Origin of the sequence: Rhodococcus sp. PAMC28707 (assembly GCF_004795915.1) — a bacterium.
In the GTDB taxonomy this organism is placed as follows: domain Bacteria; phylum Actinomycetota; class Actinomycetes; order Mycobacteriales; family Mycobacteriaceae; genus Rhodococcoides.
This window is the reverse complement of sequence record NZ_CP039253.1, coordinates 219,310-238,160: the sequence shown is the minus strand read 5'-3', so window position 1 is coordinate 238,160 and position 18,851 is coordinate 219,310. Positions and strand designations below refer to the sequence as shown.

The following is an 18,851-nucleotide window of genomic DNA, read 5'->3' as shown; positions in this document are numbered from 1 at the left end:
CCAGAGTGCACGTTTATGACGTGAATCACCACTCGCGATCGGCGGTAAACATCTGGACAGGCCTGAAGGCACAAAAAAGACCCCGGCCGCTTCGGCCGGGGTCTATTCGTGTGGTGCGCGATACTGGGATTGAACCAGTGACCTCTTCCGTGTCAGGGAAGCGCTCTCCCGCTGAGCTAATCGCGCAAGATCAGAAGTTGAAGGTCGGGAACCTTCGCTTCGTTACGAGGTGGAGACGGGAATCGAACCCGTGTGCACGGCTTTGCAGGCCGTTGCCTCACCACTCGGCCACTCCACCAACGGGCCCTAGTCCCTCGAGCGGATGACGGGATTCGAACCCGCGACCCTCACCTTGGCAAGGTGATGCGCTACCACTGCGCCACATCCGCATGCTCCTCAGAGGCAGTTGCTCTCTCTGCGGTGCGGTCAAAACATTAGACCAACGGAAGACGAACTCACAAATCGCGTGGTCAGAAGCGGTTTTTAGAGGCAAAGGTGGCACGAACCGGCAATCGAGGGTCGTAGATGGCGTCCGGAGAAGGGGATAAGGCCGAGTCGAGATACGGGTGAGAGCCGTGTTAACGTTTGCCTCGTCCGATCACGCATGTCGTGATCAGACGACGAATGGTCCCGTGGCTCAGTGGGAGAGCGTCCGCTTCACACGCGGAAGGTCGCTGGTTCGATCCCAGCCGGGACCACAACAAGAAACCGCCTGGAAGCAGGCGGTTTCTTTGCGTTTCAGGTGGTCCCGATTGTTGGGCCCGTGGGCCCAACAATCGGGGATCTCTGAGGACGCTGCTGGTTCTGCGACAATTTGCCCTGGCATCGCCGCAACTTGGCACCAGTAAATCTGGAGTTCCGACATGTCTTCTGCCGCTGCTCTCCCCGGTCTTCAGATCGGCGACCTCACCGGTCGGCGGGCCAGACTCACCACTGCAATGGTGAGCATCAGAAGGTAGACGATCGGATATGCAGTTTGCGCAGCGACACGAACGACTGCGATGCCGGGGGTCATGAAAATGCCGATCGCGACCGTCCCGTCTGGATAAATCTTGTACCAGGCGAGCAAGGGAAGAACGAGCACGACGGGCAGGACGGCTGACCGCCACGTCCTGATGCGCGCTGCGTAATGCAAGGTCAGAATTATCAAAGGGACGGTCCATACCCAGTGATGGCCCCACGAGAAAGGCGAAATCATGGGGGCTGTCAGGCCGCAGATGGTTAGAGCAAGCAAGTGTTCACCGCGACTGTGAGCTATGTGGGCGGCCCACAATCCACCTACGGCTACTACGCCGGCGCACGCGATCCACAACACCGTCGGCGGATTCTCGGTGTGCAACATACGGGCCAGAATGCCGCGAATCGACTGGTTGGCCGGTGAAGAGATCAGTCCGATTCGATCCGATCGGACGATGGTCCCCGTCCAGTAAGTCCAGGAGTCGCCCGGGATCACAACGAATCCCACGATGATCGTGGTGACAAACGTCACCGAGGCACAAATGAACGCTCGGGTATCTCGGACTACGGCGAGAAGCACGATGAACAAGGCCGGGGTCAGTTTCAGCCCTGCGGCGATACCTACGCCGACTCCACGCAGGCGGCTGCCTGCCGGCCGTCCGAGATCCCACAGCACCAACACGAGCAGCAGTAAGTTGATCTGTCCGAGCCAGATCGTCATCCGCACAGGTTCCAGCCATGTGAAAACGACTGCCAGAAACATGCTCAGTAGGCGTAGACGCGTCGTGTTCTCGTATCCCAATTGACGCCAGCTCAGGTGAACGGCCATATACAAGAGTCCGATATTGAGTACCGCCACAAGCGTTTGCGCACCAGCGACGGACAAATAAGCTAGCGGAGCGAAAATCAGCGCAGCGAATGGCGGATACGTGAACGGCAACGCATCCTCGAGCATGAAGGTATACAGCGGCTCACTTTCCAGGACTGTATGGCCTCCGTACCGGTACACCACCGCGTCGATGCCGTTACCGAAGAGACCGTAGAACTGCTCGAAGGACAACAATCTGTCATGCGCGACAAAGGCCACGGCTGCAGCGACCCCTAGTAGTGCGAGAAGCCACGTCGGGTGCCCCTCCGCATCCGCCCGATCCGGACGGTGCAGTTCGTTCACCATGTTATGGAATATGCCAGGTGTGATGCCGGCGTGACCGACAGACACTCCGGACAGCGGCGGGCGGATCCTGTGGGCGAGGTCGCCTTCGATGAAAGTGACCTCGTCCCGTTGTCCCAGATAGCGAAGGACTTCGGGATATCCGAGGGTTACCTGCCAAACCGGCGGGAAGGTGCTGGCGTACCGGCGCATGTCCTGCCTACTGGATGAATTCGTTACGTAATGGGCGTAACAGTCGCCCCGTCCAATGCGAGAGACCTGTTGAGCGACGGTGAATGGCGGTCGTCCGACAGTCGGGAGGACCGAGGGGATGATGAAGACACTTGTGCACGCAGCATTAGCTGCAGCTGTGGTGCTGGCTTTGGCGACCGGATGTTCCGACGACGGCAGTGTGGGGGCGGCTGCAACCAGCACAGTCGATGCGGTGAAGTCGCAGACATCTGCACCCACCCAGGTGAGCGGTTCGGTAGGTGCGTCGGCCCGGCGTGGCGAGTCGGGTGCCCCGGCGACTCCGGACGGGCCACCTCCGCCGACGCCGGTGGACAACCCGACGGATCCATCGGCGGCGGTGCCGGTGGACCAAGGGAATCCGTGCTTGGACACTAGTTCCGACCTGGTGCAGAACGTCATAGCCACGTTGGGCCCGCCGCCGGGAAGCGACTACTACGAAATCGGTGAACACACAACGGCGGCAATGCCGAACTGCCCGACGCTCACGTGGGCGGTCGCCGAGACCCCCAGCGGCACCGGTAGTTCGCCCGAAAACATCATGTTTTTTCACGCCAACAAGTTCGCCCGGCTAGCTACCCCGAGCCCGTCCGCGTTCACATCGATATCCGGTAGCACCGATGATTCGGTGAACGTGCACTATTCGTGGCTGGTGGGCGACGAGCCGAACTGCTGCCCGCAGGGCAATGCGGACGTGACGTTCAGCTGGGACGGCTCGAACGTCGTGTCGGACGTACCGGTGCCGACCGAGGTGTACAACTTCGGTTGACTTTCGACGGTAGTGGTAGCTCAGCTGCGCATAGCGACGATCACTCGATGGATTGGATTCGACGCGGGACCGGTGATCGATGATCAGCGTCTCGCGTCTTTCCGTTGCGCAAGCGGGCCATGTAGATTCAGGAACACCGTGGCGCGCGAAGTTCGGTCGATGCGACGGTTTTCGTGTCCGTGACCGCCAGCAATCCGGCGAGACCACCGAGAAGTGTCGCGGCGCGACCGAGTAGGTCGTTCGCCATGCCGAACACTGCCAGCAGTTCGTTGCCAGGGTGGCGTGAAAGCCGCTGAAGTTCAGCAAGCGCGGCGCGTAATCGTAGCGGTAGCAGAAGGTCGGCGCATGTTCGGCGTGACCTTTGCGCACAGGATCGTCGGCTCCCAGAAGACGACGTCGCCACCGAGGTCGGCCCCTGCGTGGATAGTCCGGGTACGCGGCGCGAGCGCGAGCTTTCACCCGTGGCTCGGTGTCCGCGAACATCAACTCGATGCGATCGTGGCCGGTCGGGATGATGTTGAGAAAGCACCGAATCCGCTCGCGGTTACGTAAAGGGTCCCGCCACCCGAGGCGAGAGGTTCGATGTTGAACTCCACGAGGGTCGAGGGAGTCCAGTCTCTGGCCACCCGGGCCCAGAGCGTCTGAAAAATTTCAGGAACCATTCGATGAGAATGGACAGGAACAGCGAGTGACATCCCTTATGATCAGGGGAGTTGCAATCACCGCTGGAACCCAAAGGTTTCTGTCACTGGCGCAGCCGGCTCAGTCCGCGCGTCGAAGCGGAGAGATGTTGTGGCGCCACGAATTCGAGGCAGAGCACCAGGCGTCAGATTTACACCTGCCGACGGTTTCAAGCCGCGCCAACGATGCTCGCCGAGCTTTACTGGCGATAGATCTCCACGTGGGCGTTGGTGACCACGCCGACGTTCAACGCGGGTGCACCCCAACTCGTGCTGCAGTTAGCCGATGCCTGATCCGTTGGTAAGAATGAGCGAGTAGACGCGGTGTAGGGCCCGACCGCATAGAACGGGAAGGCATTGGGGATGCCATGAAGACCCCAACAGTCGATGCTGAGGAAGTACTCTCTACCCGGCGGAGCATCGTTGTCATGGCAGGTTGCACTCGCGCCGAAGGCATCCCGCTGGATGGTGCAGTCTCGAGGGGCAGCCTGGGCAATGCCAGAGCCGACGATCGTCGCGAACGCCAGACCCGACACGACGACGGTGGTAACCCGTGCTACCGCGCTAATTGTGCTCCGCATGGAGACCCTTTCGCTGGTGAGCCACGATACGTCAATTGCTGTGCCGCACCCGATCCTGACACAGAGGGCTACGCCGTGCCTCGGAACTGCAATTTCCATCCACACCCCGGTTTCACTGCAACGGGTGGACTCGACGGTGGTGTCGACCGGAACAGGCTGACGCTTACGCCGCATCTGGATCAAACGATGTCTACTGGTAGACGCAGTAATTGAGCCATTGGCGTACAACAGGTTCCCGTGACCGTGACAGCAGTTGAGTGGGATGGCGGGGAGATCGTCGCCCGGGAAGTAGTGCTCCGGGACTGGTACCGGCAGTTGTTGCTCGCTATCACGGCCATTCGCTGGCCAAGGTGTCCGCATCATATTCCAGATGGTCGGTCACGTAAATCTGGCGGCCAGCCGCGGTGGCCGCCAAGAAACCCGGCCTCGTCGCTCACCGCCAGTCTCGACACGGACGGAGCGAACGGTTTTGTGACTCGATCGTTAGCGGAGGGAAACGATCCTCGTGCAATGCTCGTTTGGTGCGTATGTGGCCAATGAGACAGAAATCGAGTCGGAAGCCCGGTACGAAGTGCAAGTGGCCGAAAGCGGTTGCCGTGGTTGCCGCCGCGGTCACGACGATGGCTTCTGTCGTGGTCCCAGCGCATGCGCAACCGCCCGGTTCCGGCTCGGCAGAGATTGAACAGATGGTGGAACGGCGTCCGGTGTCTGCGTCTCGAGAGGTTCTCGAGGTGTTTTCACCGTCGATGAACAGGGTCATCGCCAACGAAGTTCTCCGTCCCGCATCCGGTGGGGTAACCCCGTCGCTGGTTCTGCTCAACGGGGCCTTGGGTAACGAGGACGGGGTGGGGTGGCTCAACAATTCCGGTGTCGAAGGGTTCTTCGCAGACAAGAACGTGACGGTGGTGCTACCGATCGGGGGCCGGTTCAGTTTCTACACCGATTGGCAGGCACCGGATCCGATACTAGGGACCAACCGCTGGCAGACCTACCTCACCCGGGAACTGCCGGCGGCGATCGACGCCGCGTACGGCTCGAACGGGCGCCGGGCTGTAGCGGGGGTGTCGATGTCCGGCGGCCCGGCATTGGACCTGGCGATTCAAGCTCCGGATGTCTTCGATGCCGCTGCCTCGTTCAGCGGCTGCCCGGCCCCCTCGGACCCCCTTGCCGTAGCAGGGATATCGGCAATGATCGCGGGAGGATTGAACAATCCGTTCAACATGTGGGGTCTACCGGGAAGCCCGGGCTGGCGTGAGCACGACCCGGCCGTCAATGTCGAGCGGCTACGCGGAACTGCGGTGTATGTCTCTGCCTCGCAGGGAAATCCAGGGCCGGTGGACCAGATTCCAGCCGGAGCCATGCCTCCGTTCGGGGGAATGGCAGTCGAAGCGTTGATGCACTATTGCACCGGCATCTTCGTCGACGCGCTGCGAGTGCAGGGGGTGCCGGCAATGGTGTCGATGCGCGCTGAAGGCGCGCATACCTGGGGACTGTTCGAAGACCAGCTCCGCGAAGCCTGGCGCACCACCCTTGCCCCTGCCTTGCACACTCGATAGTGGTGCCATCGGACTGACGTTCAGCGCAGTATCCGTGTGGATTACACGCATCTCTTTCGTCGCGGCGCCGGCTACCGTGGTTATTGGTGCCTTACTAGGCACGTAGCCGTTCTCTTGATTCGCTCGTACACCACCTCACACCAGTGACTCGCTCGATCGAATTTCACTGCGTTCGTCTTCTTTGCCGGCAACGAGACGACGAGAGTGTCCGCCGCAAACGATTTCCTGATCCTGATCCACGTGCAGCGGTACGGTGGCTCCGTATTGCTACGGCACACACAGCGCGGACCCGAGGAGTCATCGATGTTTTCACGTCGCACGAATCTCATTCGCTCTGCCGTGGTTGGGTGTGCATTGGCAGGTGCCGCAGTAGTGGGCACCGCTCCCGCGGCGGCCGCACCGGTGGACGAACCGGCGTTCACCTCGCACACCTTCCGAACCGACTTCGTCGCAGGCGACCCGTTCCCCTTCGGTTACGAGATACTCGACGCCGCCACGAATGGAACCGGCAACGTCCGCTTCAGTGCTGGTCCGATGTGCAACCCGCTGGGACCACGGTGCGCTGGGTTCACCCAAGATTTGTCGGTTCGGTGGATCAACTTCGCGAATGGGGCCAGCGGTGCCACGGTTGTCGGGTCGACACCTACGACCATCACTACAGGGAACGGGCCCGTCGGCATCTGGGCCACCGCTGTGACGTCCCCTATTCCCATTGGTTTGCCTGCTGTGGGGCTTCTCAACCCATAGCCCGCTCGGACCGAGCAGAAGTCCGCGTCCATATAGCCCTCGAAATCGCAGACCTGATACCGGAAGCGAGTCTGTTCATCACGATTCTCTGGGCAGGTGTGTCCGCAGTTCGAGCATTCCTGGGAGCGACGAGGTGTTCGTGGAGGACGGATTCGAGTTGCCTATTGCGACCGAAGGTGAACTTGCGCAGCAATGTTCCGATGGTCGAGGGTGCATAGACGGAGTCGAAGAGGTGTTTCGTGCCGCCGGATCGGAGGAGGTCGATATCGTCGATACTGTCGGCACCCGCGCACCCGCGCACCCGCGCACCCGCGCACCCGCGCACATCGCCGCGATCAACGTCGTCAACTTCGGTGCCAGGTTCGCTGCCGCCGATGCGATCAGGCGCGGGCGCTCATGCTGAAAGGCCATCGCGGACGATGTTCGGGCGGGAGTGAGAAGTGGCGAAGTACTCGCTGATGCTCAGAAAAAAAGAGGGAGCGGGCGGTCGCTGCCCGCCTCCTCACTCACTGCTGCTCGCTCAGATCCCCATGCCTCGAGCCAGTAGTGGCCATGAGTCATGGAGTGCGTCTTCCCAGTACGGCCAGTAGTGAGTGCCGACCGGTGGGAACTGGTATGTGGCAGGGATTTCGAGCTCGTTCAGTTTGTTCATCAGGTTGTGCGAGCAGTAGTTGGTCGCGCCCTCGATGACCATGCCGAGGCCGAGGTTGACGACGCCTTGCGGGCCGTTACCTTCGGTGTAGTACTGCACGTCCTCGGGCTGGGGAATGCCACTCCCACTGGAGATGTAGAGGTTGGTCCCGCGTAGCTTCTCGGCGTTGATGACCGGGTCGTTCTCGGCCCATGCTGGATCGTCGTCCGGGCCGTACATGTTGACGGTGTTACCGCCCGCCCAGGTTTCGACCGGAAGCTTCAGGAACTGTCGACCGATGGGATCGGCGATTTGTGCACACCCGCTGTAGGCGGCGACGGTCTTGAACAGCCCGGGGGCCGACTCTGCCATCTGCAGAACCGAAGTTCCGGACGTGGATAGGCCCGCGAGAGAATTCAGGCCTGTAGAACCGAGCGCGCTGTCGAGTATCGGCGGCAACTCCTTGGTGAGAAAAGTTTGCCACTTGTTGACGCCCAGCTTGGGATCTTCCTGGCGCCAGTCTGCGTAGTAGCTGCCGCGTCCCCCGATGGGGAGAACGACGTTGACCTGCTTGTCGGAGAGAAAGCCCAACGCATCGGTTTGCTGCTGCCAACTGGCGGAGCCCTCGCCGGCGTCGAGTCCGCTGAGGAGGTACAGGTTGGGTGCCGGCTCGGATTCATCGACCGGGCGCTGCACCTGGACGGTGATGTCCTTGTCCATCGCGGCCGAATACACCTGCAAGCTCCAGGTTCGACGGTCCTTGTCGATAGACGATACTGCCGATGTGTCGTTGGTCTGGGCTGTGGCGACGCCGCCGAACACGGTCATCGTCAGCGCTGCGGCGACGGCCATGGCGGCGTTGCGCAGTGCCGATCGGGTGCGGAGTGAAGGTAGTTGCATGTGCGAAGTCGAGTCCAGTCCACGGGCCTTGGTTGGCTCCGTTATAGCGGTTGAGTGCACCTACGGGAACCGGTGCGTGGGTAGGTGCGGTTGATCTATCTTCGACACCTTATGTCTGAAAGTCCGTGTGGTTTCGTTACGAGGCACCTTTCGAACCACGCACGTGATCAAACCCAGGTGGATGAACTATCGGCACTATTCATACTTCGTCGATGGCTCGAGTCGGTCCTCATGTAGTCGCTGTATTGCAGAGAGCCGACGTGGGGGACACAGGTGACTAGGACACGGACATTGTCGCGGACCGAAAACGCGCTGAGGGCAGGGCAACTGGCTACAACGACCTCCAAGGCCCGACGGTCGAGCGTTCGCAGCCTTACGCGCTGCATGAAAAGCTTCTTCGTCTCGGCGCCGATCAGGGCGACAGGTTCGCGAATCCGTGTTGGCTGGCACAGTGGTTCACCGGCATGTGATTGGCCTCGGAACCTTAGGGCTTCTATCCCACAGGGTGGACAGGCCACCAATTCGGAGGGTCTTTCAATCGATGGAAAGCTCGGTCAACGAATAGGGAGCCAGCACCATTTTCCCAGTCACGACGGTACGGGAACTGCTGACAGTGTCGACCGGTGTGAACGCCGGATTCGACAGCGGCGGCGCGGTCAATGTGTCCGCCCTCAGAGTGGCCGGCAATGTCGACGGCAGAGTGACTTGTATGGGCCGATCGCTCAAATTGACCAGAAAGGCACCGGGATCATCGCCCAAGAACGTCGTTCCGACTACCGCCGGTACCTGCGAGACACCGAGCGGTGAGAGTAGTGCAGCATTCACCGTGGGCGCCGAATCTGCCCGCAAAGCCTGAACTGTTGCCCCACCTCGCGCGCGACCGTAGATCGGCGTCAAGACCTCGTTGATCGCTGTACGCCCGAATTCCGTCGAACCACCGGAGCCGTCCGCGAGGACGGCATGGATCTCCTCGTTACCGTTTGCTGCCCGTGATCGTTCCGACGGTTGCCCGTCGAGAGCCGCATGGATGACCGACATGGTTACCCTCGGTTCGGTAAGAGTGCCCAGCGCGAAACTCGCCACGCCGAGTCCGACGGCCCAGGTTTGCGGCACCCCCGGAATCAAGTCCGGGGGAAATCCCGGGATTTCGCCCAACGGCAGGTTGATCTGGTTGTACTCGGACAACCAGACCGACATCGACGGTGGGACCTTTGTGAGTACCTTCTCCGAGAAGGCATTCCAAGCTACGGTTCCACCTGCGACTGTCGCGCCGATGTCGGCCTGGATCGGGTCGGGTACCCAGTATGGATGGATCGCGACGGCGTCCGCATCGATGATGTTCGCGTACAGTCCGTCGTTCCACTGTTGCAGACGCTCGCCGAGGACCAACGTGATCGCCGAAGAGTCGTCAGCGCCGGAGACTGCAATCTCGATGCCCGGAAACTGTGCCCGCAGCGCAACAACCCAGCTATTCATAGCCTTCGCGTAGTCGGCACCGGTCGGGTATATCTGCTCGTAATACTTGCCCGGGTCCCATAGTTCGTTACCCAGCTCAACGTATCTGACCTCCATTCCCAACTGCTGTGCAGCCCTGAGCATTTCGATCTGCTCGTCGAGAGTTGACGTGAGCACGTTCAAGTCGAAGACGGGGGTGGTTCCGGTTTCACGTACCAACTGCGCCCAGTCATCGAGCAGCAGCGGCTGCCTGCTTTCGTTCTGACCGATGAAGAAACTGCCCTCACGTTCGTCGAAAAGGCCGGTTCGCCAGTCGATCCACTGCGAAGTGGTCCCGCCTTGCACGCGCAGCAACCCTGCCCCGAGGCCGCCCAGTGCTTGTCGGAAAACCGGATCGTGCCATTGGGCAGCATTTTCAGGAGCAATGATGCGTGCACCGTTGAGTCCGAAGAAGTCGGCCGGCACTTGCCGGGTACTACCCTGCGGGGTCAGCACCGACTCACCCTGGGAGCCAGGGCCCAACGAACCAGTGCCCACGGATCCGATGCCGCCCTCCGGGGTTGCCGACGCGGCACCCGACGCGACGAAGATCGAGGCCGTAGTCAACGCCGCAACAAGCCCGAACCTGCCGCGGACCGATCGATTGTCCAACATGGGCCAGATCATGTCACGGAGATCGCCGTCGACGGTTTGATCGGTCATCGCCGTGCCGAAGTGGGTAGCAGCACATCGGCGATGCGGCCGGCGGTCGAGAAGAGCGGTAGGCGAATACGTTTTGGGGCAAACGAGTAGGCGAGTTCGGTGTCCAATTCTGCGATACGACGATGGACGGTGGAGAGTTCTGCGCTCTCGACCGATCTCTGCCCCGGCTTCTGTCGGGTTTGACGATCTCCGGGTTGCGGCAGCCGTCCTCGATCCGGTGGGCGCTCCGTGGGCCCTGGAGCGCCCAGCCGGGACCACAGGATTGGGTAAGCGTCCCACCCCGTACTGGCAGGGGCTTGTTCGATGTTCGGGGCGTTCTATGTTCCGGAGTCGGATGTTCCGAGCCTGGGTTTTGGATTCGTCTAATCTGGGACCGTGGCAGCCGACGACGTTCGCACCGATCAGGCGGAGACAGGCGACGAGGACAGTGTTCTCGATCGCCTCTCTCGGCGGAGACAGCGACTTCGCGACAAGATCGGGTCGAATGCGGCGCTCGACCTGACCTATCGTATCGTGATCGGCGTCGTCGGGCTGGCGGTCCTGGTTCTCGGCATCATTGCAATCCCGTACCCGGGTCCGGGCTGGCTGATCGTCTTCGCCGGTCTGGGAATCCTGGCTTCCGAGTTCACCTGGGCACATCGGCTCCTGCAGGTCGTCCGCGGGAAGTACGACAGATTCATGGAATGGTTCTCGCGACAGCCGATCGCCTTCAGGGCACTTGGAGTGCTGCTCACCGCGGGTATTGTCCTCGCTACGTTGTGGTTGATCGGCGGTCTGTATCTGGTCACCGGTTGGATCGGGCCGGACTGGCACTGGCTCGCGAGCCCACTCTGACCATGCAGGCCGGAGTGAGGTAAGAGTCCGAAGTGAGTTCCCGATAGGCTGTCCTTCGGTCTCACCCGACCGAAATGACCTATCGAGGAGTACATCGCCGTGACCATGCCCGCAACAGACGTCTCACCCGCCCGCATCATGGTGCCGGCTGGAACGACCGCTGGAACGGCGTTACGGGACACCGGTCTCCCGAACAAGGGGCCCGACGCCATCGTGGTGGTCCGAGACGCCGAAGGCCACCTTCGCGACCTGTCGTGGGCTCCTGAGGGCGATGCCGAGGTCGAGCCGGTGGCCGCGAACACCGAAGACGGGCGAAGCGTCATCCGTCATTCGGCCGCACACGTCCTCGCGCAGGCCGTTCAAGAACTCTTTCCGGACGCCAAACTGGGAATCGGTCCCTTCATCAAGGACGGCTTCTACTACGACTTCGACGTGAAGACTCCTTTCACTCCCGAGGATCTGACTGCTCTCGAAAAGAAGATGAAGCAGATCGTCAAGGCAGGCCAGCGATTCTCGCGGCGGGTGTACGAGTCGATCGACCAGGCACGCGAAGAGCTCGCCAACGAGCCCTACAAGCTCGAGCTCGTGAACGACAAGTCCGGTATCGACGATCCCGAGATCATGGAAATCGGCGGCGGCGAACTCACCGCGTACGACAACTTGAATCCCCGAACCGGAGAACGCATCTGGGGGGATTTGTGCCGCGGGCCGCATATCCCGACGACCAAATACGTGCCGGCGTTCAAATTGACTCGTAGCTCCGCCGCATACTGGCGCGGAAACCAGGACAATGCGGACCTGCAGCGGATCTACGGCACTGCCTGGGAGTCGACCGAGGCGCTGGACAAGCACCTCGAGTTGCTGGCGGAAGCCGAGCGCCGAGACCACCGCAAGTTGGGTTCGGAGCTCGACTTGTTCAGCTTCCCGGACGAGCTGGGCTCCGGTCTTCCAGTATTCCACCCGAAGGGTGGAGTGATCCGAAACGAGCTCGAGAACTACTCACGGCAACGTCATATCGAAGAGGGCTACGAGTTCGTCAACACTCCACACATCACCAAGGGTCATCTGTACGAGGTTTCCGGTCATTTGGATTGGTACCGCGACGGTATGTTTCCCGCGATGCATCTCGACGCCGAACTCGATGAGGATGGTGCGGTGCGCAAGCCCGGCCAGGATTACTACCTCAAGCCGATGAATTGTCCGATGCACAACTTGATCTTCCGCTCGCGGGGTCGGTCGTATCGCGAACTGCCACTGCGCTTGTTCGAATTCGGGTCGGTGTATCGGTACGAGAAGTCCGGTGTGATCCACGGACTCACTCGTGTGCGCGGAATGACTCAGGACGATGCTCACATCTTCTGTACACGGGATCAGATGCACGACGAGCTCACTCGGGCACTGGAATTTGTGCTCGGCCTCCTGAAGGACTACGGGCTCGACGAGTTCTATCTCGAACTGTCGACCCGTAACCCGGAGAAGTCCGTGGGAAGCGACGAGGTGTGGGAGGAAGCAACGAACACTCTCGCCGAGGTCGCTGCCGCATCGGGCCTGGACTTGGTGCCGGATCCGGGTGGTGCCGCGTTCTACGGTCCGAAGATCTCGGTGCAGGCCAGGGACGCTCTCGGTCGAACCTGGCAGATGTCGACCATTCAACTCGATTTCAACTTGCCCGAGAGGTTCGAGCTCGAGTACACCGCGTCCGGTGGGACGAAGGAGCGTCCGGTCATGATTCACCGGGCTCTGTTCGGTTCCATCGAGCGATTCTTCGGCCTACTGACAGAGCATTACGCTGGAGCGTTCCCAGCGTGGCTGTCGCCGGTACAGGTCGTCGGTATCCCCGTCGCAGAAGTCCATCAAGACCATTTGTTCTCCGTGATTGCCGACTTGAAGAAGCTCGGGATACGTGCCGAGGTCGACGCGAGCGACGATCGCATGCAGAAGAAGATCTTCAACCAGACCGCGCAGAAGGTTCCTTTCATGCTCCTGGCAGGAGAGCGCGATGTCGAGGCAGGTGCTGTCAGTTTCCGTTTCCGTGACGGCACACAGGTCAACGGTGTCCCGACCGCTGATGCGGTATCGCTGATCGCCGGCTGGATTACCGCACGCACCAATACATCTCCTACTGCCGCGCTCTTTGTTCCCGACACTTCAGGAGTGAGCTGACAATGCCCGAACAGGATTCGGCGATCGTCGACACCGGTCTCGGTCATCCCGATCGTCTGCAGCGGTTGTGGACCCCGCATCGGATGTCGTACATCGCCGAGGCGCCCGGGGCTAAAAATCAGTCGAGCGAACCGTTCTCCGACATTCCGCAGATGAGTGACGAGGATGGTCTTGTCGTCGCACGGGGCGAGCAGGTGTATGCCGTACTCAATCTCTATCCGTACAACCCCGGGCACACGATGGTTGTGCCGTACCGGCGTGTTGCCGCGCTCGAGGATCTCACCTCGGCCGAGAGTGCAGAATTGATGGAGTTCACTCAGCACACCATTCGCGTGATCAAAAGGGTGTCACGGCCACACGGCTTCAACGTGGGCCTCAACCTCGGTGCTGCTGCGGGCGGTTCGTTGTCCGAGCATCTGCATCAGCACATCGTTCCCCGATGGGGAGGCGATGCGAATTTCATCACCGTGATCGGCGGCACCAAGGTGATGCCTCAGTTGCTACGCGAGACTCGTGCTCTGCTGGCATCGGCATGGAACGAATGAGTCGGCGCGGCGACGGGACGTCGTCATGCTGAGTGTCTTCGGACGGGCTTCGGTATCGAAGCTGACCGCCCCGCTGGGTAAGGCGCTGAACAGCACCGGGCTGACGCCGAACTCGGTGACGCTGATCGGAACGGTCGCGACAGTGGCGGCCGCGGTGACGCTGTTCCCGGGCGGCTACCTGTGGTGGGGATCAGTCGTCATCACCTTGTTCGTCTTGTTCGACATGCTCGATGGCGCAATGGCTCGGGCCAGAGGTGGTGGCACCAAGTACGGCGCGGTTCTCGACGCCACCTGCGACCGGGTCGCCGATGGTGCGATTTTCGGTGGCCTCGCCTGGTGGGCCGTGTTCACCGAGAACGATAAGCCGTTGCTGATCGCAACGCTGATCTGCCTCGTCACCTCGCAGGTCATCTCCTACGCCAAGGCGCGTGCCGAAGCATCAGGTCTGTCGGCCGACGGTGGTTGGATAGAACGCCCGGACCGTCTGGTGATCGTGCTCGTCGGTGCTGGATTGACCGGTGTGGGTCGCCATTTCGACATTCCTTGGCTCCAGAGCCTGATTTATCCCGCGATGTGGATTCTCGCTGCGGCGAGCGTGGTCACGGTCTTTCAGCGAGTACTCGCCGTGCGGCGGTCCGAGGGTGCACGTGAGATCATCTTCCCGCCGACCACGCAGCCAGAAACCGGATCCGATGGGAAGGCCGAATAGAGATGACGCTCGTCGAGCGCGCCACCGACGCTGGGTATGCCGCAGGGTGGCGAGTGGTTCGAGCGCTTCCGGACCCGTTGGCTCGGAAGCTGTTCGACAAGGGTGCAGATTTCGCTGCTCGTCGTGGGGGTGGCCCGGAGCAATTGCGAAAGAATTTGGCTCGGGTGCTCGATGTGCACCCGCATTTGGTGCCGGACGAGTTGATTCGTGACAGCGTCCGATCGTATGCACGTTACTGGCGTGAAGCGTTCCGGCTGCCCTCGATGGACTTGGCTTCCCAGGCCGCGGTGATCGACAAATGTGTTTACGGGCGTGAGCATCTCGACGCCGCACTGAGTGAGGGTTCCGGGGCGGTGCTGGCTCTGCCGCACAGTGGGAATTGGGACATGGCAGGGATGTGGTTGGTCCGAACCTACGGACGTTTCGCCACCGTTGCGGAACGACTGAATCCCGAATCGTTGTATCAGCGGTTCGTCGACTACCGCGAAGGCCTCGGATTCGAGATATTTCCGCTGAGCGGGGGAGAATCCCCGCCCTTCGCCGCATTGTCGGAGCGGCTTCGAGCCAATGGGGTCGTCTGCTTGCTCAGTGAACGCGACCTGGCGAAACACGGTGTGCCAGTCTCGTTCTTCGGAGAGCAGACCCGGATGGCGGCCGGGCCTGCGAAGCTTGCCTTCGATACCGGGGCACACCTGCTACCGGTACACGGCTACTTCGACGGTGACGGGTGGGGTTTCACCATTTCACCTCGCATCGACGTCAGCGAGGGTGTCGCCGTTGCTACTCAGGCGCTCGCCGACTCGTTCGCCTCGCACATCGCCGAGCACCCAGCGGACTGGCACATGTTGCAACCCCTCTGGATGTCCGACCTTTCGGACAAGCGAAGAGCACGAATCGAGGAGTCGTGAAGATCGGGATGGTCTGCCCGTACTCCTTCGACGTTCCGGGCGGAGTGCAAGCGCACGTACAACAACTTGCCGAAGTGTTCATCGAGCGCGGACACCGTGTCAGCGTGTTGGCGCCGGCATCGGAAGAGACTCTGCTCCCGGACTTCGTCGTCTCGGCCGGTGAGGCATTGGCGATTCCGTACAACGGCTCTGTTGCCCGTCTGCGTTTCGGGCCCGTGACATATTCGAGAATCCGTCGATGGATCAGTGAGAACGATTTCGACGTTCTGCACATTCATGAGCCCAATGCGCCGAGTCTGTCGATGCTCGCCCTCAAAGCTGCCGACGGGCCGATCGTCGCCACTTTTCATACCTCGACCACGAAGTCGTTGTTCCTCAGTACGTTTCAAGGGGTGCTTCGGCCATACCACGAGAAGATCAGCGGCAGAATTGCGGTGTCCGAGCTTGCCCGACGGTGGCAGGTCGAAGCCCTCGGTGGTGACGCCGTCGAGATCCCCAATGGCGTCGACGTCGCCGCGTTCGCGGGGGCGCCGCTTCTATCTGGTTATCCGCGAGCGGGGAAAACTGTGCTGTTTCTCGGGCGCTTCGACGAACCGCGTAAAGGGATGGGGGTGCTCCTCGGTGCCCTCCCGTCGCTCGTAGCGCGGCATCCCGATATCGAGATTCTCGTCGTCGGTCGAGGTGACGAAGAAGGCCTGCGGGACGACGCAGGCGTGCTCGCCCATCATCTGAGATTCCTCGGACAGGTCGATGATGCGGAAAAGGCTTCTGCGATGCGCAGTGCAGACGTCTACTGCGCGCCGAACCTCGGCGGTGAGAGTTTCGGAATCGTGCTCGTCGAAGCGATGGCGTCGGGAACAGCAGTTGTGGCCAGTGAACTCGATGCGTTTCGTCGAGTGCTACGCGACGGTGCCGCCGGGCTTCTCGTTCCGATCGGCGACTCCGAGGCGCTGGCGGCCGCTGTCGATTCTCTGTTGTCCTCGGAGAAACTACGGGTCGAATTGGTCGAAGCCGCAAGTCGAGCCGTTGTCGACTACGACTGGCCGGTAGTCGCCGAACAGATCATGCGCGTCTACGAGACAGTCACCGTCGGAGGCCAGAAGGTGCGGGCTGCGAGCTGATGACGTTGTCTGCGTTGACGATTCTCGTACTGGGCGTGGTTTCCGTGGTGATACTGGTCATCGGTCTGTGGGCCTACGCCACGGCCAACCGTTTGGATCGCCTTCATGTCCGGTCGGACCTCGCATGGCAATCACTCGATTCGGCGTTGGCCAGACGTGCCGTGGTGGCTCGTGCAGTATCGGCAGCGACTCGCGATCAGCTCGAAGACAGCAAACGTCTCGCCGCCTTGGCCGATACAGCCGAAAGAGCGGATAGATCGCGACGTGAGGACGCCGAGAATGCCGTATCCGGGGCACTCGCGGCTCTCGATCCGGCAGACCTTCCGCCGCAGCTGGTTGCCGAACTGGCAGACTCCGAAGCGCGCGTGTTGATCGCGAGGCGTTTCCATAACGACGCGGTGCGGGACACCTTGGCGCTCCGAACGACCACACCCGTGCGGATCTTGCATCTGGGCGGTACCGCCCCCTTGCCGTCGTATTTCGAAATTGCCGAAAGATCGGCGTCGGAGGCCTTCGGTCACAAGGAACGAGCCGTGCAGCGGACCTCGGCGAGAGTGGTGCTCGTCGACGAACGCGGCCGGGTTCTGTTGCTGCGTGGACATGACCCGATCGTTCCGGAAGTCTTCTTCTGGTTCACGATCGGCGGCGCGGTCGAATCCGGCGAGAGTCTGCGTGAAGCAGCGGTGCGCGAGGTCTACGAGGAAACCGGTCTCGAAGTCGAAGCAGCTGATCTCAAGGGTCCGATGTGGCGGCGGGTAGCCACGTTCCCTTTCAATGGAACCCTGATTCGGTCGGAAGAGCTGTTCTTTGCTTATCGCACTCAGGAGTTCGAACCTCATCACGGTGGCTTCACCGATTTGGAACGACGAACCGTCACCGGCCATCGTTGGTGTGAGGAGGACGACATCCGGGCCTTGGGTACGACGGGCGAAACGGTCTATCCCCTCGAACTTGCCGAGCTGCTCGACGAAGTCAACATCGTGCTTGCCCGCCGAGTGAAGCCGGACGTCCGAGCCATCCGCTGACATCCTTCGGCAGCAGATCGACTGCTCGGTGATCGAGGGCTACCAGTCCAGCAATCGCCGAGTGGTTATAGGTGGTGATCGAAGGCCAGCCTAGAATCGACTTCGAACAAATACGTCCTTTCGGATCCGCAGGCACGTGCGCCCGCTGCCGTCGAAGGATGATTCGACATCGAGAACGCATTCGATCAAACACAGGAGTTTGCCGTGAGTACCCCCACAGAGACCGACACCAGCGGCTCCGAGGAGAAGGTTTCGAAGCCCGGAATCGGAACCTCCCGCGTCAAGCGCGGCATGGCCGAAATGCTCAAGGGCGGCGTGATCATGGACGTCGTCACTGCTGAGCAGGCCAAGATCGCCGAAGACGCAGGCGCGGTCGCAGTGATGGCACTCGAGCGTGTCCCGGCAGACATTCGTGCGCAGGGCGGCGTATCCCGAATGAGCGATCCGGACATGATCGACAGCATCATGGCCACCGTGAGCATTCCGGTGATGGCCAAGGCACGGATCGGACACTTCGTAGAGGCTCAGATCCTGCAAAGTCTCGGGGTCGACTACATCGACGAGTCCGAGGTCCTGACCCCCGCCGACTACGCGAACCACATCGACAAGTGGAATTTCACCGCCCCGTTCGTGTGTGGCGCGACCAACCTGGGCGAGGCCCTGCGTCGCATCACCGAGGGCGCCGCAATGATTCGCTCCAAGGGCGAGGCAGGCACCGGAGACGTATCGAACGCAACAACGCACATGCGTAAGATCCGCGACGAGATTCGCCGACTCACCTCGCTCCCCGAGGACGAATTGTACGTTGCAGCAAAGGAATTGCAGGCACCCTACGATCTCGTCGTGGAAGTTGCACGCGCAGGGAAACTTCCGGTCACGCTCTTCACGGCAGGCGGCATTGCAACTCCCGCCGACGCGGCGATGATGATGCAACTCGGTGCAGAGGGCGTGTTCGTCGGTTCGGGAATCTTCAAGTCGGGCAACCCCCAACAGCGCGCAGAGGCGATCGTGAAGGCGACCACCTTCTTCGACGACCCCGATGTGCTGGCCAAGGTGTCGCGCGGTCTCGGCGAAGCAATGGTCGGAATCAACGTGGACGATCTCCCGGTTGGGCACAGGTTGTCCGAGCGCGGCTGGTGAATTCTCGTCGGTGACGGATCAACCGGGTT

Annotated in this window: 15 protein-coding genes, 4 tRNA genes and 1 pseudogene; 12 read left to right on the top strand and 8 right to left on the bottom strand. The window is 61.2% G+C overall.

Annotation, left to right across the window (positions count from 1 at the left end):
• Window positions 1–111 precede the first annotated feature (111 nt).
• The 3 genes from E5720_RS01045 to E5720_RS01035 all read right to left on the bottom strand — a co-directional run bounded on the left by E5720_RS01045 (window position 112) and on the right by E5720_RS01035 (window position 389).
• Window positions 112–186 (bottom strand) — tRNA-Val (locus E5720_RS01045).
• Window positions 187–227: 41 nt separating this feature from the next.
• Window positions 228–298: transfer RNA gene (locus E5720_RS01040), tRNA-Cys, on the bottom strand.
• A gap of 19 nt (window positions 299–317) precedes the next feature.
• Window positions 318–389, bottom strand: a tRNA-Gly gene (locus E5720_RS01035).
• A gap of 237 nt (window positions 390–626) precedes the next feature.
• Between E5720_RS01035 and E5720_RS01030 the strand changes: the two genes are divergently transcribed.
• Window positions 627–698, top strand: a tRNA-Val gene (locus E5720_RS01030).
• A 194-nt stretch (window positions 699–892) separates the two neighbouring features.
• Here E5720_RS01030 and E5720_RS01025 read toward each other — a convergent pair.
• Window positions 893–2,320: a glycosyltransferase 87 family protein gene (locus tag E5720_RS01025; RefSeq protein ID WP_247596118.1), complete on the bottom strand. Its 1,428-nt coding sequence runs from the start codon at window positions 2,318–2,320 to the stop codon at window positions 893–895.
• A 118-nt stretch (window positions 2,321–2,438) separates the two neighbouring features.
• On the opposite strand from E5720_RS01025, the gene E5720_RS01020 reads away from it, so the two are divergent.
• The gene (locus tag E5720_RS01020) at window positions 2,439–3,125 is read left to right on the top strand and encodes an LppP/LprE family lipoprotein (RefSeq protein WP_136169126.1); all 687 of its coding nucleotides are present in this window, start codon (window positions 2,439–2,441) and stop codon (window positions 3,123–3,125) included.
• A gap of 880 nt (window positions 3,126–4,005) precedes the next feature.
• On the opposite strand, the gene E5720_RS01015 is transcribed toward E5720_RS01020, so the two are convergent.
• A complete protein-coding gene (locus E5720_RS01015) occupies window positions 4,006–4,386 on the bottom strand; it encodes a hypothetical protein (protein WP_247596117.1) in 381 nt (126 codons plus the stop codon).
• A 704-nt stretch (window positions 4,387–5,090) separates the two neighbouring features.
• Here E5720_RS01015 and E5720_RS01005 point away from each other — a divergent pair.
• Window positions 5,091–5,942 (top strand): alpha/beta hydrolase family protein, encoded by an 852-nt coding sequence (locus E5720_RS01005; protein WP_247596116.1) that lies wholly within the window; start codon window positions 5,091–5,093, stop codon window positions 5,940–5,942.
• Between the two features lie 303 nt (window positions 5,943–6,245).
• Entirely contained in the window at window positions 6,246–6,689 is a 444-nt protein-coding gene (locus tag E5720_RS01000; RefSeq protein WP_136169124.1) for a hypothetical protein, read from the top strand.
• A gap of 130 nt (window positions 6,690–6,819) precedes the next feature.
• Here E5720_RS01000 and E5720_RS00995 read toward each other — a convergent pair.
• The 3 genes and pseudogenes from E5720_RS00995 to E5720_RS00985 form a co-directional block, all read right to left on the bottom strand.
• Window positions 6,820–7,070: pseudogene (locus E5720_RS00995) on the bottom strand (hypothetical protein); the annotation flags it as partial.
• A 139-nt stretch (window positions 7,071–7,209) separates the two neighbouring features.
• Window positions 7,210–8,220, bottom strand: a complete 1,011-nt coding sequence (locus E5720_RS00990) for an alpha/beta hydrolase family protein (RefSeq protein WP_136169123.1) — start codon at window positions 8,218–8,220, stop codon at window positions 7,210–7,212.
• 534 nt (window positions 8,221–8,754) lie between these two features.
• Entirely contained in the window at window positions 8,755–10,377 is a 1,623-nt protein-coding gene (locus E5720_RS00985) for a hypothetical protein (RefSeq protein WP_136169122.1), read from the bottom strand.
• A gap of 375 nt (window positions 10,378–10,752) precedes the next feature.
• Between E5720_RS00985 and E5720_RS00980 the strand changes: the two genes are divergently transcribed.
• From E5720_RS00980 to pdxS, 8 genes are all read left to right on the top strand, one after another.
• Window positions 10,753–11,211 (top strand): TIGR02611 family protein, encoded by a 459-nt coding sequence (locus E5720_RS00980; RefSeq protein WP_136169121.1) that lies wholly within the window; start codon window positions 10,753–10,755, stop codon window positions 11,209–11,211.
• Between the two features lie 99 nt (window positions 11,212–11,310).
• Window positions 11,311–13,374: a threonine--tRNA ligase gene (gene thrS / locus E5720_RS00975; protein WP_136169120.1), complete on the top strand. Its 2,064-nt coding sequence runs from the start codon at window positions 11,311–11,313 to the stop codon at window positions 13,372–13,374.
• A gap of 2 nt (window positions 13,375–13,376) precedes the next feature.
• Complete coding sequence (locus E5720_RS00970; RefSeq protein ID WP_136169119.1) at window positions 13,377–13,919, top strand: HIT domain-containing protein; 543 nt, start codon at window positions 13,377–13,379, stop codon at window positions 13,917–13,919.
• 25 nt (window positions 13,920–13,944) lie between these two features.
• Entirely contained in the window at window positions 13,945–14,628 is a 684-nt protein-coding gene (pgsA, locus tag E5720_RS00965) for a phosphatidylinositol phosphate synthase (protein WP_136169118.1), read from the top strand.
• Window positions 14,629–14,630: 2 nt separating this feature from the next.
• Window positions 14,631–15,536: a phosphatidylinositol mannoside acyltransferase gene (locus E5720_RS00960; protein ID WP_136169117.1), complete on the top strand. Its 906-nt coding sequence runs from the start codon at window positions 14,631–14,633 to the stop codon at window positions 15,534–15,536.
• On the top strand, window positions 15,533–16,657 hold the full coding sequence (locus tag E5720_RS00955; protein WP_136169116.1) for a glycosyltransferase family 4 protein: 1,125 nt from the start codon (window positions 15,533–15,535) through the stop codon (window positions 16,655–16,657). Before E5720_RS00960 ends, E5720_RS00955 begins: the two co-directional genes overlap by 4 nt.
• The gene (locus E5720_RS00950) at window positions 16,657–17,682 is read left to right on the top strand and encodes an NUDIX domain-containing protein (protein WP_136169115.1); all 1,026 of its coding nucleotides are present in this window, start codon (window positions 16,657–16,659) and stop codon (window positions 17,680–17,682) included. The genes E5720_RS00955 and E5720_RS00950 overlap by 1 nt, the downstream gene beginning before the upstream one ends.
• Before the next feature lie 291 nt (window positions 17,683–17,973).
• Window positions 17,974–18,822, top strand: coding sequence for a pyridoxal 5'-phosphate synthase lyase subunit PdxS (gene pdxS, locus E5720_RS00945; protein ID WP_222438210.1), 849 nt, complete (start codon window positions 17,974–17,976; stop codon window positions 18,820–18,822).
• Window positions 18,823–18,851 lie beyond the last annotated feature (29 nt).

Coding starts and splice junctions, on each gene's coding strand:
- E5720_RS01025 (WP_247596118.1), bottom strand. CDS start 2,320: ATGCGCCGGTACGCCAGCACCTTCCCGCCGGTTTGGCAGGTAACCCTC.
- E5720_RS01020 (WP_136169126.1), top strand. CDS start 2,439: ATGATGAAGACACTTGTGCACGCAGCATTAGCTGCAGCTGTGGTGCTG.
- E5720_RS01015 (WP_247596117.1), bottom strand. CDS start 4,386: ATGCGGAGCACAATTAGCGCGGTAGCACGGGTTACCACCGTCGTCGTG.
- E5720_RS01000 (WP_136169124.1), top strand. CDS start 6,246: ATGTTTTCACGTCGCACGAATCTCATTCGCTCTGCCGTGGTTGGGTGT.
- E5720_RS00990 (WP_136169123.1), bottom strand. CDS start 8,220: ATGCAACTACCTTCACTCCGCACCCGATCGGCACTGCGCAACGCCGCC.
- E5720_RS00985 (WP_136169122.1), bottom strand. CDS start 10,377: ATGACCGATCAAACCGTCGACGGCGATCTCCGTGACATGATCTGGCCC.
- E5720_RS00970 (WP_136169119.1), top strand. CDS start 13,377: ATGCCCGAACAGGATTCGGCGATCGTCGACACCGGTCTCGGTCATCCC.
- pgsA (WP_136169118.1), top strand. CDS start 13,945: ATGCTGAGTGTCTTCGGACGGGCTTCGGTATCGAAGCTGACCGCCCCG.
- E5720_RS00960 (WP_136169117.1), top strand. CDS start 14,631: ATGACGCTCGTCGAGCGCGCCACCGACGCTGGGTATGCCGCAGGGTGG.
- E5720_RS00950 (WP_136169115.1), top strand. CDS start 16,657: ATGACGTTGTCTGCGTTGACGATTCTCGTACTGGGCGTGGTTTCCGTG.
- pdxS (WP_222438210.1), top strand. CDS start 17,974: ATGGCCGAAATGCTCAAGGGCGGCGTGATCATGGACGTCGTCACTGCT.